Here is an 18,288-nt window from a genome sequence, read left to right as displayed (position 1 = left end):
GCGACCCTAATCGACAATTACGCAAGACCGAAGGGTTGGAATAGGCGAAGGGCGTGCGGATCTCGAGATCCACGTCACGACGGACGGGTGTCGTCCAGGCGTTGACGCGTCCAGGAGTGCGCGCACCCGGTCGCGGCGCTGCTGAGGACCGGCGCGCTACTCCCCCGGCTGCTCGTCCGCCTTCTCCTCCGAGGCTCCGCCCGAGACCCGGGCACGCGCGGCACCCACGGCAGCGACCGCCCGGCGCTTGCCGGCCAGGGCCGCGGTCAGTGTCCGGTAGAGCACGGGGCGCAGCGGGACGTCCCACGCCCCGGGGACCTCGGTGACCTCGTTCGAGAACTTGGTCTTGAAGTCGCGCACACCCGTCAGGCGGGGCGCGCGGTCGGAGTCGATGCCCATGAGGTCGAAGGTCCGCACGCCCTCGGCCTGGAGCGTGGCGGCCATGTGCCAGACGAGCAGGTCGGGCGCCCCCGCCCGGCGGCCCGCGTGGCTCGACGCCGCGTAGTAGTAGGTGGCCAGCCCCTCGCCGACCGTGACGATGCCCCAGCACAGGGGCCGCCCCTCCCGGTCGCGCACGACGAACAGCCGGCCGTGCTCGGGCCCGAGCGAGTCGAGCATGGTCGTGTACTGGCTCGCCGCGGCGATCCCGAACTCGTCGCGCTCGGCGGTCTCCTCCAGGAGCGCGTAGAGCTCGGCGAAGCCGTCGGCGTCGATCCCGGTCTCCTCGCCGGGCACGAGGTCCTCGTTGCGCCCGGCCTTCCGGACGTCGCGGCGGCCGCGCTTCTTCATCGAGGCGAGCAGCGTGTCGGCGTCGGCGGTGCCGGCGAGGTCGAGGACGACGGTCCGGTCGAAGGTCACGGACTGGAGCAGCTCGTGCAGGTCGTCGGCGCGGTGCCGCGCGTGCAGGCGGACGAACGCCGCGCGCGGCTCCGCGGCGCGAAGCGAGCGGGTGAGCGCCCGGCGGAACGCCCGCTCCGCCTCGGGCGTGTCGGGCGTGAGCCAGATCGGCCCGTGCTTCGCCCACAGGTAGGTGAACCCGCGCCCGCGCAGTCGCGTGAGGGCGAGGACCGCCTGCGGCTCGCCGTCGAGGAGCCACGCGAGGCGCCCCGCGGGCTCGCGGCCCGGCATCGCCTCGTCGTAGGCGTCCCACGCCTCCGACTGCTCGACCGGCAGCTCACCGCCGACACCGGCGACGGCGTCCTCGAGCGCTCCTGGCGTGAGCGGGACGATCTGCGAGCGGGACACGGCACCTCCGGGTGCGTCAGGGGCGGTGGGCGGCTCACGGGCGCCGGACGGGTCACACCATACGCGTCGGCGATAGCCTGTCCCGTGCCCGCAGCCCCGCGGGCACCCACCCACCGGAGGTCACGTGACGCTTCAGCTTCGCCCCAGCGACGACGTCGAGTACCGGCAGCTCACCGCCGACGCCGCGATGCCGGTGGAGCAGACCGTCGAGTGGGACGCGTACGACGCGACCGTGCCCGGGCGCGCCCCGTGGGGACGCCTCGTGGCCTGGGAGGGGCGCGACGCCGTCGCCGTCGTCTCCTTCAGCAAGGTCGCCGTCGGCGCCGGTGTCTCGTGGCTCTGGGCCAAGTTCGGACCCGTGTGGCTCGCCGAGCCCACCCCGGAGCGGGAGCGCGCGCTGCGCGACCAGCTCGCGGCGTCGCTGCGCCGGGTGGACCCCGGGATCGCGTTCGTCCGCCTCCACGCCCGGTACGACGACATGGACCTCGTCCCCGTCATGCAGGGCATCACGTTCGACTCGACGGTGGTCGTCGACCTGACCGGCACGCCCGAGGACGTCATGTCCCGGATGAAGAAGCGCGGTCGGCGCGACGTCCGCAAGGCCGAGCGCGAGGAAGGGCTGACCGTCACCGAGGACACCGGCCTCGACCGCGCCGCGTTCGACGAGCTGTACGCCCTGTTCGAGGAGACCGGGGAGCGCGCGGCGTTCGGCGTGCACCCGGCCGACCGGTACTTCGAGATGATGCGGCTCGTCGGACCCGAGATCATGCGCATGTTCGTCGTGCGCGAGGCCGGGGTCCCGGTCGCGTGGGCCCAGGTCAACGTCATCGGCTCGCACGCGACCTACTCGATCGGCGCCTCCGGCGAGGCGGCCCGCCACTCGGGCGCACCGGACCTGCTCCAGTGGGAGATCATGCAGCGCCTCCAGGCCGAGGGCGTGACCTCCTACGACCTCGGCGGCGTGGGCTCCGAGGAGTTCGACTCGCTCGCCGGGCTCACGCTGTTCAAGACGAAGTTCCACCCCGACGTCGTCCCCGCCGCCGCCGCGCGCGACCTGCCCGTGCGCACCGCCGTGTACCGCGCCCTCGTCACGGGGAGGGACCTCAAGCAGAAGGCACGCCGAGGTCTCGCTCGCGTCCGTCGCCGCTGACCGGGCTGTCCTAGAACCCGGTGTCGGTCGGGCGCGGGTAGTGGGCCGCCAGCGCGCGCAGCTGGTTGATCCCGGCCTGCCGCGCGTAGAGCGCCCGGCGCAGGTTGCGGTCCTTGCGATAGAGCAGCGGGTTGACGACACCGCGCCGGGCGATGACCCCCAGCACCTCCCGCAGGAGCGCCCGGTCGCGGACGTACCGCGGGAGCACCACCGACGGGACGAAGCCCATGACGCCCCGTCGCTCGGCGACCCGCTCCGGGAGCGCGCGCCCCTCGACCCGGTCGGCGACGAGCGCGGCCATGAGGTTGAGCCCGCCCACGTCGACGAAGTACCCGCCGCGGCCCGCGCGGGGGTTGACGTCGAGCAGCACCCGCCGCCCGTCCCGCGGGTCGATCTTGACGTCGATGCTGAACAGGCCGGTCAGCCCGAGCTCCCCGACCACCCGCCGCGCGTCCTCGAGCAGCTCGGGGTGCTCACGGACGTAGATGATCCCGGCGTTGCCGATGAACCCCGGCTGGTGCAGTCCGAGGAGCACCTGCCCGGTCGCCGCCATCGTCATCCGTCCCGCCTGGTCGACGTAACCGTTGACGACCCAGGTCGTCGTGTCGTCGCCCGGGATCAGCTCCTGCGCGAGGAAGGTCCCGGTGAACCCGGCGGAGCGCACGAGCTGGAGGACCTCGAGCGACTCCTCGTGGTCGGCCACCGGGTACGCCTTCTTCCGTCCCTCGAAGAAGAGGTTGGCGTAGGTGGTCCCGCCGTCGGCCGGCTTGAGGATGGCCGGCAGCGGGACCTCGGCCAGCGCACGGCGCCACTCGTCGTCGTCGCCGGGGATCGGGACCTCGACCCCCCGCGGGGTGGCCACGGCCGCGGAGGCGGCGACCCGCTCGAGGTTCGCCTTGTCGGACGCGGCCCGCACGAGCTCGGCCGGCGCGAGCCCGACGAGGTAGTGCTCCTCGAGGCGCTCGCGGTGGGTGAGCATCAGGTCGACGTCCTGGTCCATCGTCGGCATGAGCACGTGCCGGCGCTCCGGGTGGGCGGCCGCGTGCTCGATCAGCCGGTCGAGGACGAGGTCGGTGTCGAGCGTGCCGCCCTTCCCGAGGTAGAGCTGCTCGAGGATCGCGCTGTGGTCGACGGGACCGCGGGGCTGGTTGAGCACGATCGTCGACCGGACGCCGAACGCCTCGTGGAAGGAACGGGCGACCGAGTAGGTGCCGAGGTCGGACCCGAGGACGACGGGACGAAGGTCTGCGTGGCGCACCGAAGGAACTGTGCCACGACCGGCGCGCCGCCGACCACGCGGCGCGCGGCCGCCTAGCCTGTCCGGGTGAGCAGCCAGGGCGGGGAGATCCCCGCGGACTTCGAGCGGGCGCTGCTCTCGCTGCGTGAGCCGAGGCTCCGCCGGGAGGTGCACCTCGAGGAGGTGCCCGCGCCCGCGCGCCTCGCCCCGTTCACCGCCGCGCTCACCGCCGAGATCACGTCCTCGCCCGGCGACCTCGACCCCGATGCCTTCCTCGGACACGGCCGGTTCGTCGTCCTCCACGACCCCGCCGGGCAGGAGGCGTGGCAGGGCACCTTCCGCGTCGTCGTGCTCGCCCGGGCCCGGCTCGAGGAGGAGATGGGCGCCGACGCGCTGCTCGGCGAGGTCGCCTGGTCGTGGCTGTGCGAGTCGCTCGTCTCCCAAGGCGCCGGCTTCAGCCAGCTCTCCGGCACCGTCACCCGCGTCCTGTCCGAGACCTTCGGCGGGCTCGAGCTCGCGGGCGGAGACGTCGAGGTCGAGGTCCGCGCGTCCTGGACCCCCCACACCCCCGAGCTCGGCCCGCACCTCGCGGCCTGGGCGGAGCTCGCCTGCACCGTCGCGGGGCTCGAGCCGGTCCCCGCCGTCGTCACCTCCCTGGCCAGGCGCCGATGAGCGCCGACCAGAAGGGCACTGTCCCGACGACGAGGGGTCCGTCGGGGAACGGGACGACGACGAGCGGTCCGACCTCGACCGGCCCGACGTCGAACGACGCGTCGGACGACCGCGCGGACGCGCCACCCCCGCCCGAGCCGCTGACCGAACCCTCCGGCGGCGTCCCCCCGGTCATCGACACCCCCGAGGCCCTCGAGCGCGCCGTCGCGGAGCTCGCCGCGCAGGACGGGGTCGTCGCGGTCGACGCGGAGCGGGCCTCCGGCTTTCGCTACGGGCAGCGGGCGTTCCTCGTCCAGCTGCGCCGGTCCGACGGCGCGATCCACCTCGTCGACCCGATCGCGCTGCCCGACCTCGGCGCGCTGGCCGAGGTGGTCAACCCGCTCGAGTGGGTCCTGCACGCCGCGGACCAGGACCTGCCGTGCCTGCGCGACCTCGGCCTGACCCCGGCCTCGCTCTTCGACACCGAGATCGCCGCGCGCCTCCTGGGGCGGGCCCGGGTGGGGCTCGCCGCCGTCGTCGCCGACGAGCTGGGGTACGCGCTCGCCAAGGAGCACTCCGCCGCCGACTGGTCGACCCGCCCGGTGCCCGAGGACTGGCGCCGGTACGCCGCCCTCGACGTCGAGCTGCTCGCCGCCGCGCGCGAGGCCCAGCTCGTCGCCCTCGCCCGCACGGGCCGCCTCGCGTGGGCGCTGCAGGAGTTCGAGCACGAGCGCACCGCTCCGCCCCCGCCGGCCAAGGTCGACCCGTGGCGGCGGACCTCGGGCCTGCAGGAGGTCCGGCGCCCCCGCGGCCTCGCCGTGGCCCGCGCCGTGTGGGAGGCCCGCGAACGACTCGCCCAGGAGCTCGACCGGGCTCCGGGCCGCGTGCTGCCGGCCGCCGCCGTCGTCGCGGCCGCCCGGGAGCTGCCGGAGAGCCGGCACGCGCTCACCTCGCTGCAGGAGTTCTCCGGCAAGGGCACCCGACGACGCGCCGACTACTGGTGGTCCGCCGTCGAGGAGGGGCTCTCCGTCCCCGACGACGCCCTGCCCGCCCGCCGTCCTCCCCGCGACCCGGACGCCCTGCCGCAGCCGCGGTCCTGGGGCGACGCCCGCCCGGACGCCGCGACCCGGCTCGACGCCGTCCGCACCGCGCTGCGTGCCCGGGCCGACGAGATCGGGATCCCCCAGGAGAACCTCCTCGCGCCCGCCGTCCAGCGTCGCGTGGCCTGGGACGGCGCGGCCCCCGCGGACCTCGACGACGTCCTGCTCTCGCACGGCGCCCGCCCCTGGCAGGTCGAGCAGGCGGGACCCGTCGTGGCCGCCGCGCTCGCCGAGGCCGCGACGGGCTGAGGACAGCCGCGGGCCGAGAGCCGCCGCAGGCCCGGGCACGACCCGAACCCGGGCGGTCCTCGGCCGGGACCCGCCACGGGACCGGCCCCGTCCTGGCCCGAACCACCCCGCTGTCGCACCGGCCGAACAACCCGGTACCGTGCGTCCCACCTACTTCTTCCAGCGGAGGTCCACGTGCAGCACACCGAGTCGGCCGAGCGCGCGCTCACCGTCACCCGCAGCGACCTGAGCCACGAGCTCGGCACCGTCGCCGTCCTCTCGATCGCCGCCGCCGACCCCTCCCGCCCGGCCACGATCGGTGACCTCGGGCTCGCCCGCCTCACCGAGGCCGTCCGCGAGGTCGATGCGGACGGCCGCGCCGGCACCGTGCAGGCGGTCGTCCTCACCGGGACCGACCGCAGCTTCGTGGCGGGCGCCGATCTCGACCTGCTCGAGTCAGCCGGCAGCCCCGAGACGCTCACCCCGATCGCCGCCGCGGGCCACGTGCTGGCGCACACGATCCGGGACCTGTCGGTGCCCTCGATGGCCCACCTCACCGGGGTCACCCTGGGCGGCGGCTACGAGATCGCGCTGGCCTGCGGCTACCGGGTCGCCTCGAGCGCGGTCCGGGCGATCGGGCTGCCCGAGACGTCGCTCGGCATCGTGCCGGGCTGGGGCGGCTGCACGCTCCTCCCCCGCCTGCTCGGCCCCGAGACCGCGGCGCGCGTCATCCTCGACCTGCCGGCGAAGGACCGCACGCTCGACGCGGCGGGCGCGCTCGAGGCCGGCCTCGTCGACGCGGTCGTCGAACCGGGCGACGACCTCGGTCTCGCCGCCGCCCTCGACCTCCTCGCCGCCGAGATCGCCTCCGGGCGCGTGACCGCGGCCCCCGCCGGCGGTCGTCCGGACGCCGACCTCTCGCGCACCACCGAGGCGCTGGGACGCCGCCGCTCCGCCGTCGCCCGTGCGGCCTCCACCGGCAACCCCGCGCCCCAGCGGGCCTGGGAGCTCATCCAGGACTCGGTGACCGCCTCCGTCGCCGACTCGTTCGCCGCCGAGCAGGCGGCGCTCGTCGAGCTCGCCACGGGCGAGGCCGGCCGGTCCTCGATGTACGCGGCCAGGCTGCTGCGCAAGGCCCGGTCGACGGCTCGGTCCGAGGCACGGGCCGCGCGCTCGGGCGGCGACGACGTCCACCGGATCCGTTCCGCGGGCCTCGCCGGCGCGGGGCTCATGGCCGCCCAGCTCGCGCTCCTGCTCGCCTCGCGCCTGCAGGTCCCGGTCGTCATGCGCGATCTCGACGACGAGCGGTGCGCTGCCGGCCTCGCCGCCGTCGACGCCGCGCTGGCGAAGGAGGTCGAGGCGGGCCGCGCCACGGCCGAGGACGCGGCCGCCGTCCGTGGCCTCGTCTCCGCCACCACCGATCTCGGCGACCTCGCCGGCTGCGACCTCGTCATCGAGGCCGTCACCGAGCGGCTCGACGTGAAGAAGGCCGTCCTCGCCGAGCTCGAGGGCGTCGTCGCCGCCGACGCCGTGCTCGCGACGAACACCTCCGCCCTCTCGGTCACGGAGATGGGCGCCGGTCTCGACCACCCGGAGCGGCTCGTCGGGCTGCACTTCTTCAACCCGGTCGGCCGGATGCCGCTCGTCGAGGTGGTGCGGACCGCCGCGACGGACGACGTCACGCACGCGACCGGGCGCGCGGTCGCCGCGGCGGCCGGGAAGATCGCCGTCGACGTCGTCGACGCGCCCGGGTTCGTGGTCAACCGGCTCCTCCTCCGGCTCCTCGCGGAGCTGCTCGGCGCGGTCGAGGACGGGACCCCGCCGGCCGTCGCCGACCGGGCCCTGGACCCGATGGGCCTGCCGATGCGGCCGTTCGCCCTGCTCGACCTCGTCGGCGCCGCCGTCGCCGAGCACGCCATCGGGGCGCTGCGGGAGGGGCTCGGCGACCGCTACCCGGCCTCGCCCGGCCTGCGGTCCCTGGTCACGGACGGCGCGCGGGCGATGACGCCCGACGGCCGCCTGGCCGACGACCTCGCCGCCCGGTTCGGCCAGGACGGCACCGACGCGCCGGACGGGGACGACGACGGCGACCCGGCCGCCGTCACGGAGTCCGGGGTGCTCGACCGCGTGGTCGCGGCTCTCGGCGAGGAGACCCGCCTCCTGCTCGCGGACGGCGTCGTCGCCTCGGAGGACGACGTCAACCTGGCGATGATCCTCGGCGCGGGCTTCCCGCGGCACCGCGGCGGGCTCACGCCGTACCTGCGCAGCGCGGGCGAGCTGCGGTAGCCCGCGCGCCCGAGCTGCTCGGCCGTCGGGCCCGGCGGGCCTTCCCCGCATCCGGTCGGCGATGCCGCGCGCGGCGGGTCCTCACCGGGCGCGCCGCCTCCCTCAGGGTGTCGTCGTGCCTCGCGTGTCGCCCGGGGCACCGGACTCGCGTGCCCCGGCCCGGGTCGCGTCGGCCTCCCGCGCCTCCGACTCGTGGGCGCCGGCCTCGCGGGCGTCGACCCCGCCGCGCCCGGCCGCCACGTGCTCGGCCACGGAGCGCGCGACGTCCTGGGCGCGCAGCCCGGCGGCGGCGACGATCTCCGCGCGGGACGCGTGGTCGAGGAACCGGGGCGCCAGGCCGTGGCTGCGCACCGGGGTGGAGACGTCCGCGCGGGCGAGGGCGTCGCGCAGCGCGGAGCCGACCCCACCGTCGGCGAGCCCGTCCTCGATCGTCACGACGAGCGACACCTCGGCGGCGGCGGCCACGAGCGCGTCCGGCACCGGCAGCACCCAGCGCGGGTCGACGACGCGGGAGCCGATGCCCTGCGCGTCGAGCGCCGCGGCCACCTCGACCGCCGTCCCCGCCATCGAGCCGACGCCGACGACGAGCACGTCCGGCGGGCAGTCGCCGGCCTCGGCGAGCACGTCGAGGCCGTCCACGACGGACAACGCGGGGATCGGGTCCGCGACGCTGCCCTTGGGGTAGCGCACGACGGTCGGGGCGTCGTCGACCTCGACGGCCTCGCGCAGCGCGTGCCGCAGCGTGGCCTCGTCCCGAGGCGCCGCGAGCCGGAGCCCCGGGACCGTGCCGAGCAGCGCGAGGTCCCACATCCCGTTGTGCGACGCGCCGTCGTCGCCGGTGATCCCCGCGCGGTCGAGCATGATCGTGACGCCCGCGCGGTGGAGCGCGGCGTCCATGAGCAGCTGGTCGTACGCACGGTTGAGGAAGGTCGCGTACACGGCGACCACCGGATGGAGGCCGGCGTAGGCCATCCCCGCCGCCGACGTCAGCGCGTGCTGCTCCGCGATCCCGACGTCGATGACCCGCTCCGGCATCTCGACGGCGAGCGGCGCGAGCCCCACCGGCGCGAGCATGGCCGCCGTCAGTGCCACGACGTCGTCCCGCTCCCGGGCGATCCGCACGATCTCGTCCGCGAACACGGCCGTGTACCCGAACCGCGACGGTGCCACCGGCAGGCCGGTCTCGGGGTGGATCTTCCCGACCGCGTGGAAGCGATCGGCGATGTCCGCCTCCGCCGGCTCGTAGCCGCGCCCCTTCTCGGTCTGCACGTGCACGACGACGGGGCCGCCGAACTCCTTCGCCCGCGCCAGCGCCGCCTCGACCTCCTCGAGGTCGTGACCGTCGACCGGGCCGAGGTACTTGAGGCCGAGTGCGCCGAACACGCCGGCGCTCGGCGCCACGACGTCCTTGACCCCGGCCTTCATCGCGTGCAGGGCGTCGTAGGTCATCCGTCCGGGGATGCCGGCGCGCTGGAGGCTCCGGCGTCCCCAACCCAGCACCTTCTCGTAGCCGGGCGCGGTGCGCAGCCCGTCGAGGTGGCGGGCCATACCGCCGATCGTCGGCGCGTAGGAGCGACCGTTGTCGTTGAGGACGACCACGAGGGGACGCTCGGGGCCGTCGGCGATGTTGTTGAGGGCCTCCCAGGCCATGCCGCCGGTCAGCGCGCCGTCCCCGATGACCGCGACCACCGGAGCGTCGTCGCCCGAGACGTAGCGGGCGCGCGAGATGCCCTCGGCCCACGAGAGCGCGGTCGAGGCGTGCGAGTTCTCCACCACGTCGTGCGCCGACTCGGCCCGCGACGGGTAGCCGGACAGCCCGCCGCTCGTGCGCAGCGCGCCGAAGTCCTGCCGGCCCGTGAGCATCTTGTGCACGTAGGACTGGTGCCCCGTGTCGAACACGATCGTCTCGCGCGGGGACTCGAAGACCCGGTGGAGGGCGATCGTCAGCTCGACGACGCCGAGGTTGGGACCGAGATGGCCGCCGGTGCGCGAGACGTTCTCGACGAGGAACTCGCGGATCTCCTTCGCGAGCACGCCGAGCTCGGCGGGGTCGAGGCGCCTGAGGTCCGCGGGCTCACGGATGGACTCCAGCAGGCTCATCGCACTCCTTCTCGGTCGCGGGGATGTCCGGGCCCGACCACTCTAGGCGCGTCGCCACGGCCGGGCGCCGTGATGCGCCGCACCAGCCGCCGCGCGGCGCACCGTGACGGCGGACGCGTCGTCACCCATCCGGACGGCTCCCTGCCCGACGGCGCGTCCGACGTGCACGGCTACGGGGGGCTCGCGTACGCCGTCGGCGGAGTTGTCGACAGCCGCCGTGTGGCGTACGGCACCGGGCGCGTAGCCTGGACCGATGAGCGCCGACGAGGTCGTCCCGCACGTCCGCCCCCACGGCACCTGGCCGTGGCCCGTTCCCGTCAACCGGCTCACCGCCGGCACGCGCGTGGCCGAGCCCCGCCTCGACGACCGGGGCGCCTGGTGGACGGAGCAGCGTCCCGCCGACGGCGGTCGCACGACGCTCGTCCACCGCCCCCTCGAGGGCGAGGTCACCGACCGCGTCGTCACCCGTCCGGACGGCTCCCTGCCGGACGTCGCGTCCGACGTGCACGGCTACGGAGGTCTCGCGTACGCCGTCGGCGGGGGTGTCGTCGTCGTCTCGGACCGCTCCGACTCGCGCCTGCACGGGGTCGTCGACGGGCACGTCCTCACCCCGCTCACGCCCGACGACGGGTCCGCGTGGGGCGACCTCGAGCTCGACCTCGCCCGCGACCGGGTGCTCGCCGTCCGGTCCGCGCCCGGCGCGGACGGCGACCGGCACCGCGCCCAGATCGTCGCCGTCCCGCTCGACGGATCCGCCGCCGACGACCCGGACGTGCTCGACGTCCTGCTCGAGGGCCGTGACTTCCTCACCTCCCCGCGCCTGTCCCCCGCCGGGGACGCGCTCGCGCACGTGGCGTGGGACCACCCCGAGATGCCCTGGACCGGCGGCGAGGTCCTCGTCAGCCTCCTCGACGACGACGGACGCCCCGGACCCTCCGCCCGGATCGCGGGCGGCGCCGGCGTCGCGGCCTCCCAGCCGGTGTGGACGTCGACGGGCGAGCTCGTCCACGCCGACGACTCCACCGGCTGGCAGAACCTCTACCGCACCGAGGCCCCGACGACCGAGGAGCGCCGGAAGCGCGACCTCCACCCCGTCGACTCGGAGTTCGCCCCGCCGCAGTGGGGCCTCGGCCCCCGCACGATCGCCGAGCTCGACGACGAGCACCTCGTGTGCACGTGGGTGACCGACGACCGGTGGCACCTGGGCACCGTGCGGCTCGCCAACGGGGAGGCCGAGGAGTGGGTGACCGGCCTCGAGGCCGTCGGTCCGGTCGCCGCCGGCTTCGGCCGCGTGCTCGCCGTGCTCGCGGGCGCCGACCGGCCGCCCGCGCTGTACGAGCTCCAGGTCGGCGCCGGTCGGTGGGAGCTCGTCGCCGGCGCCGCCACCGGTCCGCTGGCGCCGGGCGACGTCGCGCATGCGCGGTCGGTGGCCTGGACCGGGGACGACGGCGAGGAGGTCCACGGCTTCTACTACCCGCCCACCTCCGAGCGGTACACGGGGCCCGAGGGCGAGCTGCCGCCGCTGGTCGTCGTCAACCACGGCGGCCCGACGGCGTCGACGACCGCGACCTGGAACGGGTCGGTCCAGTCGCTCACCACGCGGGGCATCGCCGTCCTCGACGTCATCCACCGCGGGTCCACCGGTCGCGGCCGCGCGTACGCCGACCGGCTGGACGGGCAGTGGGGGGTCGTCGACGTCGCCGACGTGGCGTCGGGTGCTCGGCACCTCGCGGAGTCCGGGATCGTCGACCCGGACCGCATGGCGGTGCGCGGGGCCTCGGCCGGCGGCTACACGACCCTCGCCGCGCTCGCCTTCACCGACGTGTTCAGCGCCGGCATCTCCCGCTACGGGATCGGCGACCTGCGGATGCTCGCCGAGGGCACCCACGACTTCGAGTCGCGCTATCTCGACCGCCTCGTCGGCCCTCTCCCGGAGGCGGCGGCGACCTACGACGAGCGCTCACCGATCAGGCACGTGGACCGGATCACCGCCGCCGTGCTCCTGCTCCAGGGCGACGAGGACCGGGTGGTCCCGCTCGACCAGGCCACCTCGGTCGCCGACGCGCTGCGGGCGGCGGGGCGCGACGTCGAGCTCGTCGTGCTCGAGGGCGAGGGGCACGGGTTCCGCTCGACCGAGGCGATCGTCCGCGCCGCCGAGGCCGAGATCGCCTTCCTCGACCGCGTGTGGGGGCTGTCCGACGGGGCGTGAGCCGCGGGGAGTGGCGCCGTCCGGGCCGGGCAGCGGCGCTACCTACCCGTCCTCACCCCGCGGGTCGCCGATGACGCCGTGGACGAGCACCCAGCCGGTCTCGCCGTCGACGATGCGCACCGCGTAGGGGCGGTCGACGATCATCTCGGCCCGCTCGGGGGGCTGCGCAACGCCCGACTCCGCGACCGCGATCTCGGTGACGGCGGCCGCGACGACGCCCTCCTCGCCGATCTGCAGGCGGGCCTGCTGGACGGCCTGATCGATGACGTAGCCGTCGCCGGGCAGCATGCGGGACAGGTCGGGAGTCGGACCGAACAGCTCGACGGCGCCGAGCTCGGTGAGCACCGGGGCCAGCCCGAAGCTCGTCTCGACGTCGGCCCGCGGAAGGGCGAGGTCGAGGGCCACCTGGTCCGCCCCGTCCAGTCCGTCGGCGATCGCCGCCCAGTCCTGCGCCGTGAGCTCCGCCGGCGCCGTCCCTTCGCCCGGCAGCACGACCTCGAGGCGCAGCCCGTCGAGCAGCGGGAGGCTCGTCGCCTGGTGACCGTCGACCTCGGCGTACGTCAGCGGGGCCTCGGCGTGCATCGTCGGCACCTCGACGACCTCGCCGCCTGCGAGCGTGAAGCCGTCGTCGGTGGTGGCCGCCTCGTCGAACCGGTCGAGCCACGCCGACGCGACGAGCATCGCGTCCTGCAGGACGAGCACCGTGTCGGCCCTGGCGTCGATCCCGCTCTCCTCGACGAGCTCGGCCGTGTGGAGGCGGACCCACTCGTCGAGGACGTCCTGCATCTCGTCCGGGCTGCTCGTCGCGACCACACCCGCGCCGAGTCGGTGGGAGACCGTGTCGAGCCAGTCCTGCTCGGGGACGACGTCGTCGCGCAGGACCACCTGGTTGGCCGTGTGAAGGATCGCGTGGTCGGGCAGCGGGTCGAGCACGATCGTGGCGGGGTCCTGGTCGAGGTCGGCCCGCTCTGCCCGCAGCGCCTGGATCGCCTCGAGAGCGCCGTCGACGTCCGACCCGAGCAGCTCCTCGACCTCGGAGCGGGTCTCCCCGTCGCTCCCTGCACCCACCATCGCGAGAGCGGTCGCCAGGCTCGAGGGCGAGACGACGAGGGTGTCCTGGTCCGGGTCGGCGAGGACCTCCGCGACGACGTCGGCGCCGAGCGCGGCCGTCGCGGCGAGGTGGGCGTCGAGCGCGGTCGCGTCGGCGAGCGCGACGGGTGCAGGCTGTCCCGCGGGCTCCCCCGTCGGCGAGAGATCGGTGGCGCCGCCGGCGCCCGCGGGTCCGTCCGACGGCGCGGCACCGTCCGAGGGCGCGCCCGGGGGACCCGCGGTCGAGGAGCCGGTGGCATCGCCGGACCCGGCGTCGTCGTCCGTCCCCGGTTCTCCCGACCCGCAGGCGGCGAGGGCGAGGAGCGGGAGGGCGGCGGCGGCCGCGACGGCGCGGCGACGGGTCGACATGGCCCGGACGGTACGCGTCCGGGGTCACCTTCCGGTCACGGGGCGGCGTCCCACCGGATGCGGTCCGCGCGGAGCGCCGATCGGCCGGGCGCGGGCCGGGCGCCCCCGGGCTACCCCTCGCCGCGTGGGTCCGCGACGACGGCGTGGACGAGCACCCACCCGGTCTCGCCGTCGACGACGCGCAGCGCGTAGGGCCGGTCGACGATCAGCTCCCGGGTCTCGGGCGGGGGCGGGATCGCGCCGGCGGCGTCGGTCTCGCTGACCGCCGCGGCCACCACGCCCTGCTCCGTCACCTCGAGGGTGGCCTGCTGGACGGCCTCGTCGACGAACGCGCCCTCGAAGATGCCGCCGAGCTCACCGCCGCCGTCGGCGAACGACTCGGCACCGAGTCCGGGCAGGGCGGACATGAGGTTCGTCGTCGTGGCGAGGTCGGCGCGCGGGAGACCGAGGTCGACGAGCGCCTCGTCCCCCGAGGTCAGCGCGTCGTCGAGGGCGTTCCAGTCCTCGGCCGTCAGCTCGCTCGGCGCGGTCCCCTCGGCCGGGAGGACGACCTGGACGTCGAGCCCGCCCTCGAGGTCGAGGCTGGTCGCCGTCGCGACCTCGGTCTCCGCCCACGGCAGGGGCCGCTCCGCCCGCATCGTCGGCACCGTGACCTCCGAGCCGTCGGCGAGGGTGAACGGGAGGTCCTCGGTGGCCGACCCGGAGAACCGAGGCTCGAAGGACGCGTGCAGGAGGACGGCGTCCTGGACGACGAGGCCCGTGCTCGCGTCCGGGGTGATCGCACTCTCCTCGACGAGCCCGCCGGTGTGCAGGGCCACCCACTCGTCGAGCAGCCCCGGTAGCTCGTCCGGCGATGCCTCGACGACCTCCGCGCCGAGGCCCTCGACAGAGGTCAGCCACGCGTCGCCGGGAGTCACGCCCTCGCGGACGGCGACCTGGTCGGCGAGGTGGAGCACGGGCGAGTCCGGCCACGGGTCGAGGTCGCCGGCGGCCGGGTCGACCTCGAGATCCGCCCGGACCGCCCGCAGGTCGCCGATCGAGGCGAGGACGTCCGACGAACCACCGCCGAGCAGGGTCTCGAGCTCGGCGAGCGTCTCGCCCTCCGCCCCGGCGGCTAGGATCGCCAGCATGGTCGCGGCGGAGGCCGGCGAGACCACGAGCGACTCGTCCTCGGCGGTCGCGGCGAGCTCGGCACCGAGGTCGGAGACGGCGGCCACGTGCGCGTCGAGCGCGGCGGGGTCCGCGGGCTCGTCGTCGGAGGGGTTCTCGTCGTCGGAGGGAGTCTCGTCATCCTGCGTCGACGTCGATTCCTCGGAGCCGTCCTCGTCCTCGCCGCCGGCGCAGGCGGCGAGGACGAGCGCGAGGGCGGTCACCAGGACGGCGGGCGGAAGTGCGCGGGAGGATCGCATGGGCCGACGGTAGGTGCGCCGGATCAATGCGCACGGGCGCACGGACGGGGAGGTCCGCCCTCCCCCGCGCAGGTGGGCCGTCGTCGGCCGCGCCGGCGCCCCGGACCTGGGCGCGTCGATCCCGCCCGGACGCACCGCGGCCCCGACCCGAGAGGGCCGGGGCCGCGTGCGACCGGACCTGCTGCGTCAGGCAGCGACGAGCGAGCGCAGCACGTACTGCAGAATGCCGCCGTTGCGGTAGTAGTCCGCCTCGCCGGGGGTGTCGATGCGGACGACCGCGTCGAACTCCACGACCTCGCCGGACTCCTTGGCGGCGCTCACGCGGACCGTCTTCGGCGTCGTGCCGTCGTTGAGGGCGGTGACGCCCGAGATGTCGAACGTCTCGGTCCCGTCGAGCCCGAGCGACTCGGCGCTCTCGCCCTCGGGGAACTGGAGCGGGAGGACGCCCATGCCGATGAGGTTCGAGCGGTGGATGCGCTCGAAGCTCTCGGTGATGACGGCGCGGACGCCGAGGAGCGCCGTGCCCTTGGCCGCCCAGTCGCGCGACGAGCCCGAGCCGTACTCCTTGCCGCCGAGGATGACGAGCGGGACGCCCGCGTCCTGGTAGGCCTGCGAGGCGTCGAAGATCGTCTCCTGCTCGCCGGTGAGGAGGTTCTTGGTGAACCCGCCCTCGACGCCGTCGAGCAGCTGGTTCTTCAGGCGGATGTTGGCGAAGGTGCCGCGGATCATCACCTCGTGGTTGCCGCGGCGCGAGCCGTAGGAGTTGAAGTCCTTGCGGTCGATGCCGTGCTCCGCGAGGTACTTCCCGGCCGGCGAGTCGGCCTTGATCGACCCGGCCGGCGAGATGTGGTCGGTCGTCACGGAGTCGCCGAGCTTGGCCAGCACGCGGGCGCCGGCGATGTCGGTGACTGGCTCCGGGGTGGCCGGCATGCCCTCGAAGTACGGGGGCTTGCGGACGTAGGTGGACTCGGGGTCCCACGCGAACGTCGAGCCGTCCGGGGTCTCGAGGCTGCGCCAGCGCTCGTCACCCGTGAAGACGTCGGCGTAGTCCTCGGTGAACATGTCCGAGCTGACCGACTCCGTGATCGTGCGCTCGACCTCCTCCGGCGAGGGCCAGATGTCGGCGAGGAAGACGTCGTTGCCGGACGGGTCCTGGCCGAGCGGCTCGGAGTCGAAGTCGAAGTCCATCGTCCCGGCCAGGCCGTAGGCGATGACCAGCGGCGGGGAGGCCAGGTAGTTCATCTTGACGTCGGGGTTGATGCGCCCCTCGAAGTTGCGGTTTCCCGAGAGCACCGACGCCACCGCGAGGTCGTTCTCGTTGACCGCCGCGGAGATCTCCTCGGGCAGCGGGCCCGAGTTGCCGATGCAGGTGGTGCAGCCGTAGCCCACGAGGTGGTAGCCGAGCTCCTCGAGGTAGGGCCACATGCCGGCCTTGTCGTAGTAGCCGGTGACGACCTTCGAGCCCGGCGCCATCGAGGTCTTGACCCAGGGCTTGACCTGCAGGCCCTTCTCGACGGCGTTCTTGGCGAGGATGCCGGCCGCCATCATGACGGACGGGTTCGAGGTGTTGGTGCACGACGTGATCGAGGAGATGACGACGGCGCCGTGGTCGAGCTCGGTCGTCCGGCCGTCGGCGAGGGTGACCTCGACGTTGGCGTGCGGGCGGTGGTAGCCCGCCGGGACGGCGCCCGAGTGCTGCGGGTGCCCGAGGTCCGAGGACGAGTCGTGCGCGTCGTGCGACGGCGCGTCCGAGGCCGGGAACGTGTCGGCGAGCTCCTTGTCCTGCGGGCTCTTCTCGATGTCGTGGCCGTTGACCACGTAGTTCTTGAGGTCGCCGGCGAACTGGCCCTTCGACTCGGTCAGCGCGATGCGGTCCTGGGGACGCTTCGGGCCGGCGATGGACGGGACGACCGACGAGAGGTCGAGCTCGAGGTACTCGGAGTAGACCGCCTCGCGCGAGGGGTCGTGCCACATCCCCTGCTCCTTGGCGTACGCCTCGGCGAGCGCGACCTGCTGCTCGTCGCGGCCGGTCAGGCGCATGTAGTCGAGCGTGACCTCGTCGATCGGGAAGATCGCGGCGGTCGAGCCGAACTCCGGGGACATGTTGCCGATGGTGGCGCGGTTGGCGAGCGGGACCTGGGACACGCCGTCGCCGTAGAACTCGACGAACTTGCCCACCACGCCGTGGCTGCGCAGCATCTCGGTGATCGTCAGCACGACGTCCGTGGCGGTCGCACCGGACGGGATCGAGCCGGAGAGCTTGAAGCCGACCACGCGCGGGATGAGCATCGAGACGGGCTGGCCGAGCATCGCGGCCTCGGCCTCGATGCCGCCGACGCCCCAGCCGAGGACGCCGAGGCCGTTGACCATCGTGGTGTGGGAGTCGGTGCCGACGCAGGTGTCGGGGTAGGCGCGCAGCACGCCGTCGACCTCGCGCGGCATGACGACGCGGGCGAGGTACTCGATGTTGACCTGGTGGACGATGCCGGTTCCCGGCGGGACCACCTTGAAGTCGTCGAACGCCGACTGGCCCCAGCGCAGGAACTGGTAGCGCTCGCCGTTGCGCTCGTACTCGATCTCGACGTTGCGCTCGAACGCGTCGGAGCGGCCGAACACGTCGATGACGACGGAGTGGTCGATGACGAGCTCGGCGGGTGCGAGCGGGTTGATCTTGTCGGGGTCGTCCCCGAGCTCGGCGACGGCCTCGCGCATCGTGGCGAGGTCGACGACGCAGGGCACGCCGGTGAAGTCCTGCATGAGCACGCGGGCCGGCGTGAACTGGATCTCGACGCTCGGGTCCGCCGCGGCGTCCCAGCTCGCGAGCGCGCGGACCTGGTCCGCGGTGATGTTTGTGCCGTCCTCGGTGCGCAGGAGGTTCTCAGCCAGCACCTTGAGGCTGTACGGGAGCTTCTCGAGCCCCTCGACGGCGTCCAGGCGGAAGATCTCGTACTCCGTGCCGCCGACGTCGAGCGTCGCGCGGGAACCAAAGCTGTCCAGGCTCATGTTCTCTCCTCGGGTTGTCAGCTGTCCGGCGCCCTCACCGCCGACCCGCCCATGGTGTCAGACGTCGACACGCAGGGACGGAAGTTATCTCGACGTCAAGATACTTCGCGGCGGCGCGTCGTGTCCAACCGGCGCGCGGTCTCGGCGAGAGTGCGGTTCAGGTCGGGGTCCTCGACGAGAGTGCGGTCGGTGGCCGGCGAGGAACAGCCGCA

General features: G+C 74.6%; 11 protein-coding genes. 5 read left to right on the top strand and 6 right to left on the bottom strand.

Features of this window, described 5'->3' with window-relative positions; genetic code table 11:
- Window positions 1–156: 156 nt before the first annotated feature.
- The gene (locus AC24FB_RS14655; protein ID WP_425713377.1) at window positions 157–1,245 is read right to left on the bottom strand and encodes a lipid II:glycine glycyltransferase FemX; all 1,089 of its coding nucleotides are present in this window, start codon (window positions 1,243–1,245) and stop codon (window positions 157–159) included.
- A gap of 124 nt (window positions 1,246–1,369) precedes the next feature.
- Between AC24FB_RS14655 and AC24FB_RS14650 the strand changes: the two genes are divergently transcribed.
- Entirely contained in the window at window positions 1,370–2,395 is a 1,026-nt protein-coding gene (locus tag AC24FB_RS14650; RefSeq protein ID WP_425713376.1) for a lipid II:glycine glycyltransferase FemX, read from the top strand.
- A gap of 10 nt (window positions 2,396–2,405) precedes the next feature.
- Here AC24FB_RS14650 and AC24FB_RS14645 read toward each other — a convergent pair whose 3' ends face one another.
- Window positions 2,406–3,653: a carboxylate--amine ligase gene (locus AC24FB_RS14645; RefSeq protein WP_425713375.1), complete on the bottom strand. Its 1,248-nt coding sequence runs from the start codon at window positions 3,651–3,653 to the stop codon at window positions 2,406–2,408.
- A gap of 66 nt (window positions 3,654–3,719) precedes the next feature.
- On the opposite strand from AC24FB_RS14645, the gene AC24FB_RS14640 reads away from it, so the two are divergent.
- From AC24FB_RS14640 to AC24FB_RS14630, 3 genes are all read left to right on the top strand, one after another.
- Window positions 3,720–4,304 carry a DUF3000 domain-containing protein gene (locus AC24FB_RS14640; RefSeq protein ID WP_425713374.1) on the top strand — a complete coding sequence of 195 codons (585 nt, stop codon included), beginning with the start codon at window positions 3,720–3,722 and terminating at the stop codon, window positions 4,302–4,304.
- On the top strand, window positions 4,301–5,632 hold the full coding sequence (locus AC24FB_RS14635; RefSeq protein ID WP_425713373.1) for a ribonuclease D: 1,332 nt from the start codon (window positions 4,301–4,303) through the stop codon (window positions 5,630–5,632). The genes AC24FB_RS14640 and AC24FB_RS14635 overlap by 4 nt, the downstream gene beginning before the upstream one ends.
- 174 nt (window positions 5,633–5,806) lie before the next feature.
- Window positions 5,807–7,897 (top strand): 3-hydroxyacyl-CoA dehydrogenase NAD-binding domain-containing protein, encoded by a 2,091-nt coding sequence (locus AC24FB_RS14630; RefSeq protein ID WP_425713372.1) that lies wholly within the window; start codon window positions 5,807–5,809, stop codon window positions 7,895–7,897.
- A 102-nt stretch (window positions 7,898–7,999) separates the two neighbouring features.
- On the opposite strand, the gene dxs is transcribed toward AC24FB_RS14630, so the two are convergent.
- Window positions 8,000–9,997, bottom strand: a complete 1,998-nt coding sequence (gene dxs, locus AC24FB_RS14625; protein ID WP_425713371.1) for a 1-deoxy-D-xylulose-5-phosphate synthase — start codon at window positions 9,995–9,997, stop codon at window positions 8,000–8,002.
- 253 nt (window positions 9,998–10,250) lie between these two features.
- Here dxs and AC24FB_RS14620 point away from each other — a divergent pair, with 253 nt between their 5' ends.
- Window positions 10,251–12,206 (top strand): alpha/beta hydrolase family protein, encoded by a 1,956-nt coding sequence (locus tag AC24FB_RS14620; protein ID WP_425713370.1) that lies wholly within the window; start codon window positions 10,251–10,253, stop codon window positions 12,204–12,206.
- Between the two features lie 42 nt (window positions 12,207–12,248).
- On the opposite strand, the gene AC24FB_RS14615 is transcribed toward AC24FB_RS14620, so the two are convergent.
- The 3 genes from AC24FB_RS14615 to AC24FB_RS14605 all read right to left on the bottom strand — a co-directional run bounded on the left by AC24FB_RS14615 (window position 12,249) and on the right by AC24FB_RS14605 (window position 18,076).
- A complete protein-coding gene (locus AC24FB_RS14615; protein WP_425713369.1) occupies window positions 12,249–13,664 on the bottom strand; it encodes a serpin family protein in 1,416 nt (471 codons plus the stop codon).
- A gap of 110 nt (window positions 13,665–13,774) precedes the next feature.
- Window positions 13,775–15,073, bottom strand: a complete 1,299-nt coding sequence (locus AC24FB_RS14610; protein WP_425713368.1) for a serpin family protein — start codon at window positions 15,071–15,073, stop codon at window positions 13,775–13,777.
- A 186-nt stretch (window positions 15,074–15,259) separates the two neighbouring features.
- A complete protein-coding gene (locus tag AC24FB_RS14605) occupies window positions 15,260–18,076 on the bottom strand; it encodes an aconitate hydratase (RefSeq protein ID WP_425713367.1) in 2,817 nt (938 codons plus the stop codon).
- Window positions 18,077–18,288: the final 212 nt, after the last annotated feature.

This window comes from Georgenia sp. Z1344, assembly GCF_057652375.1.
Note: the sequence above shows the minus strand (reverse complement) of the source record. Positions and strands in the feature narration are given on the sequence as shown.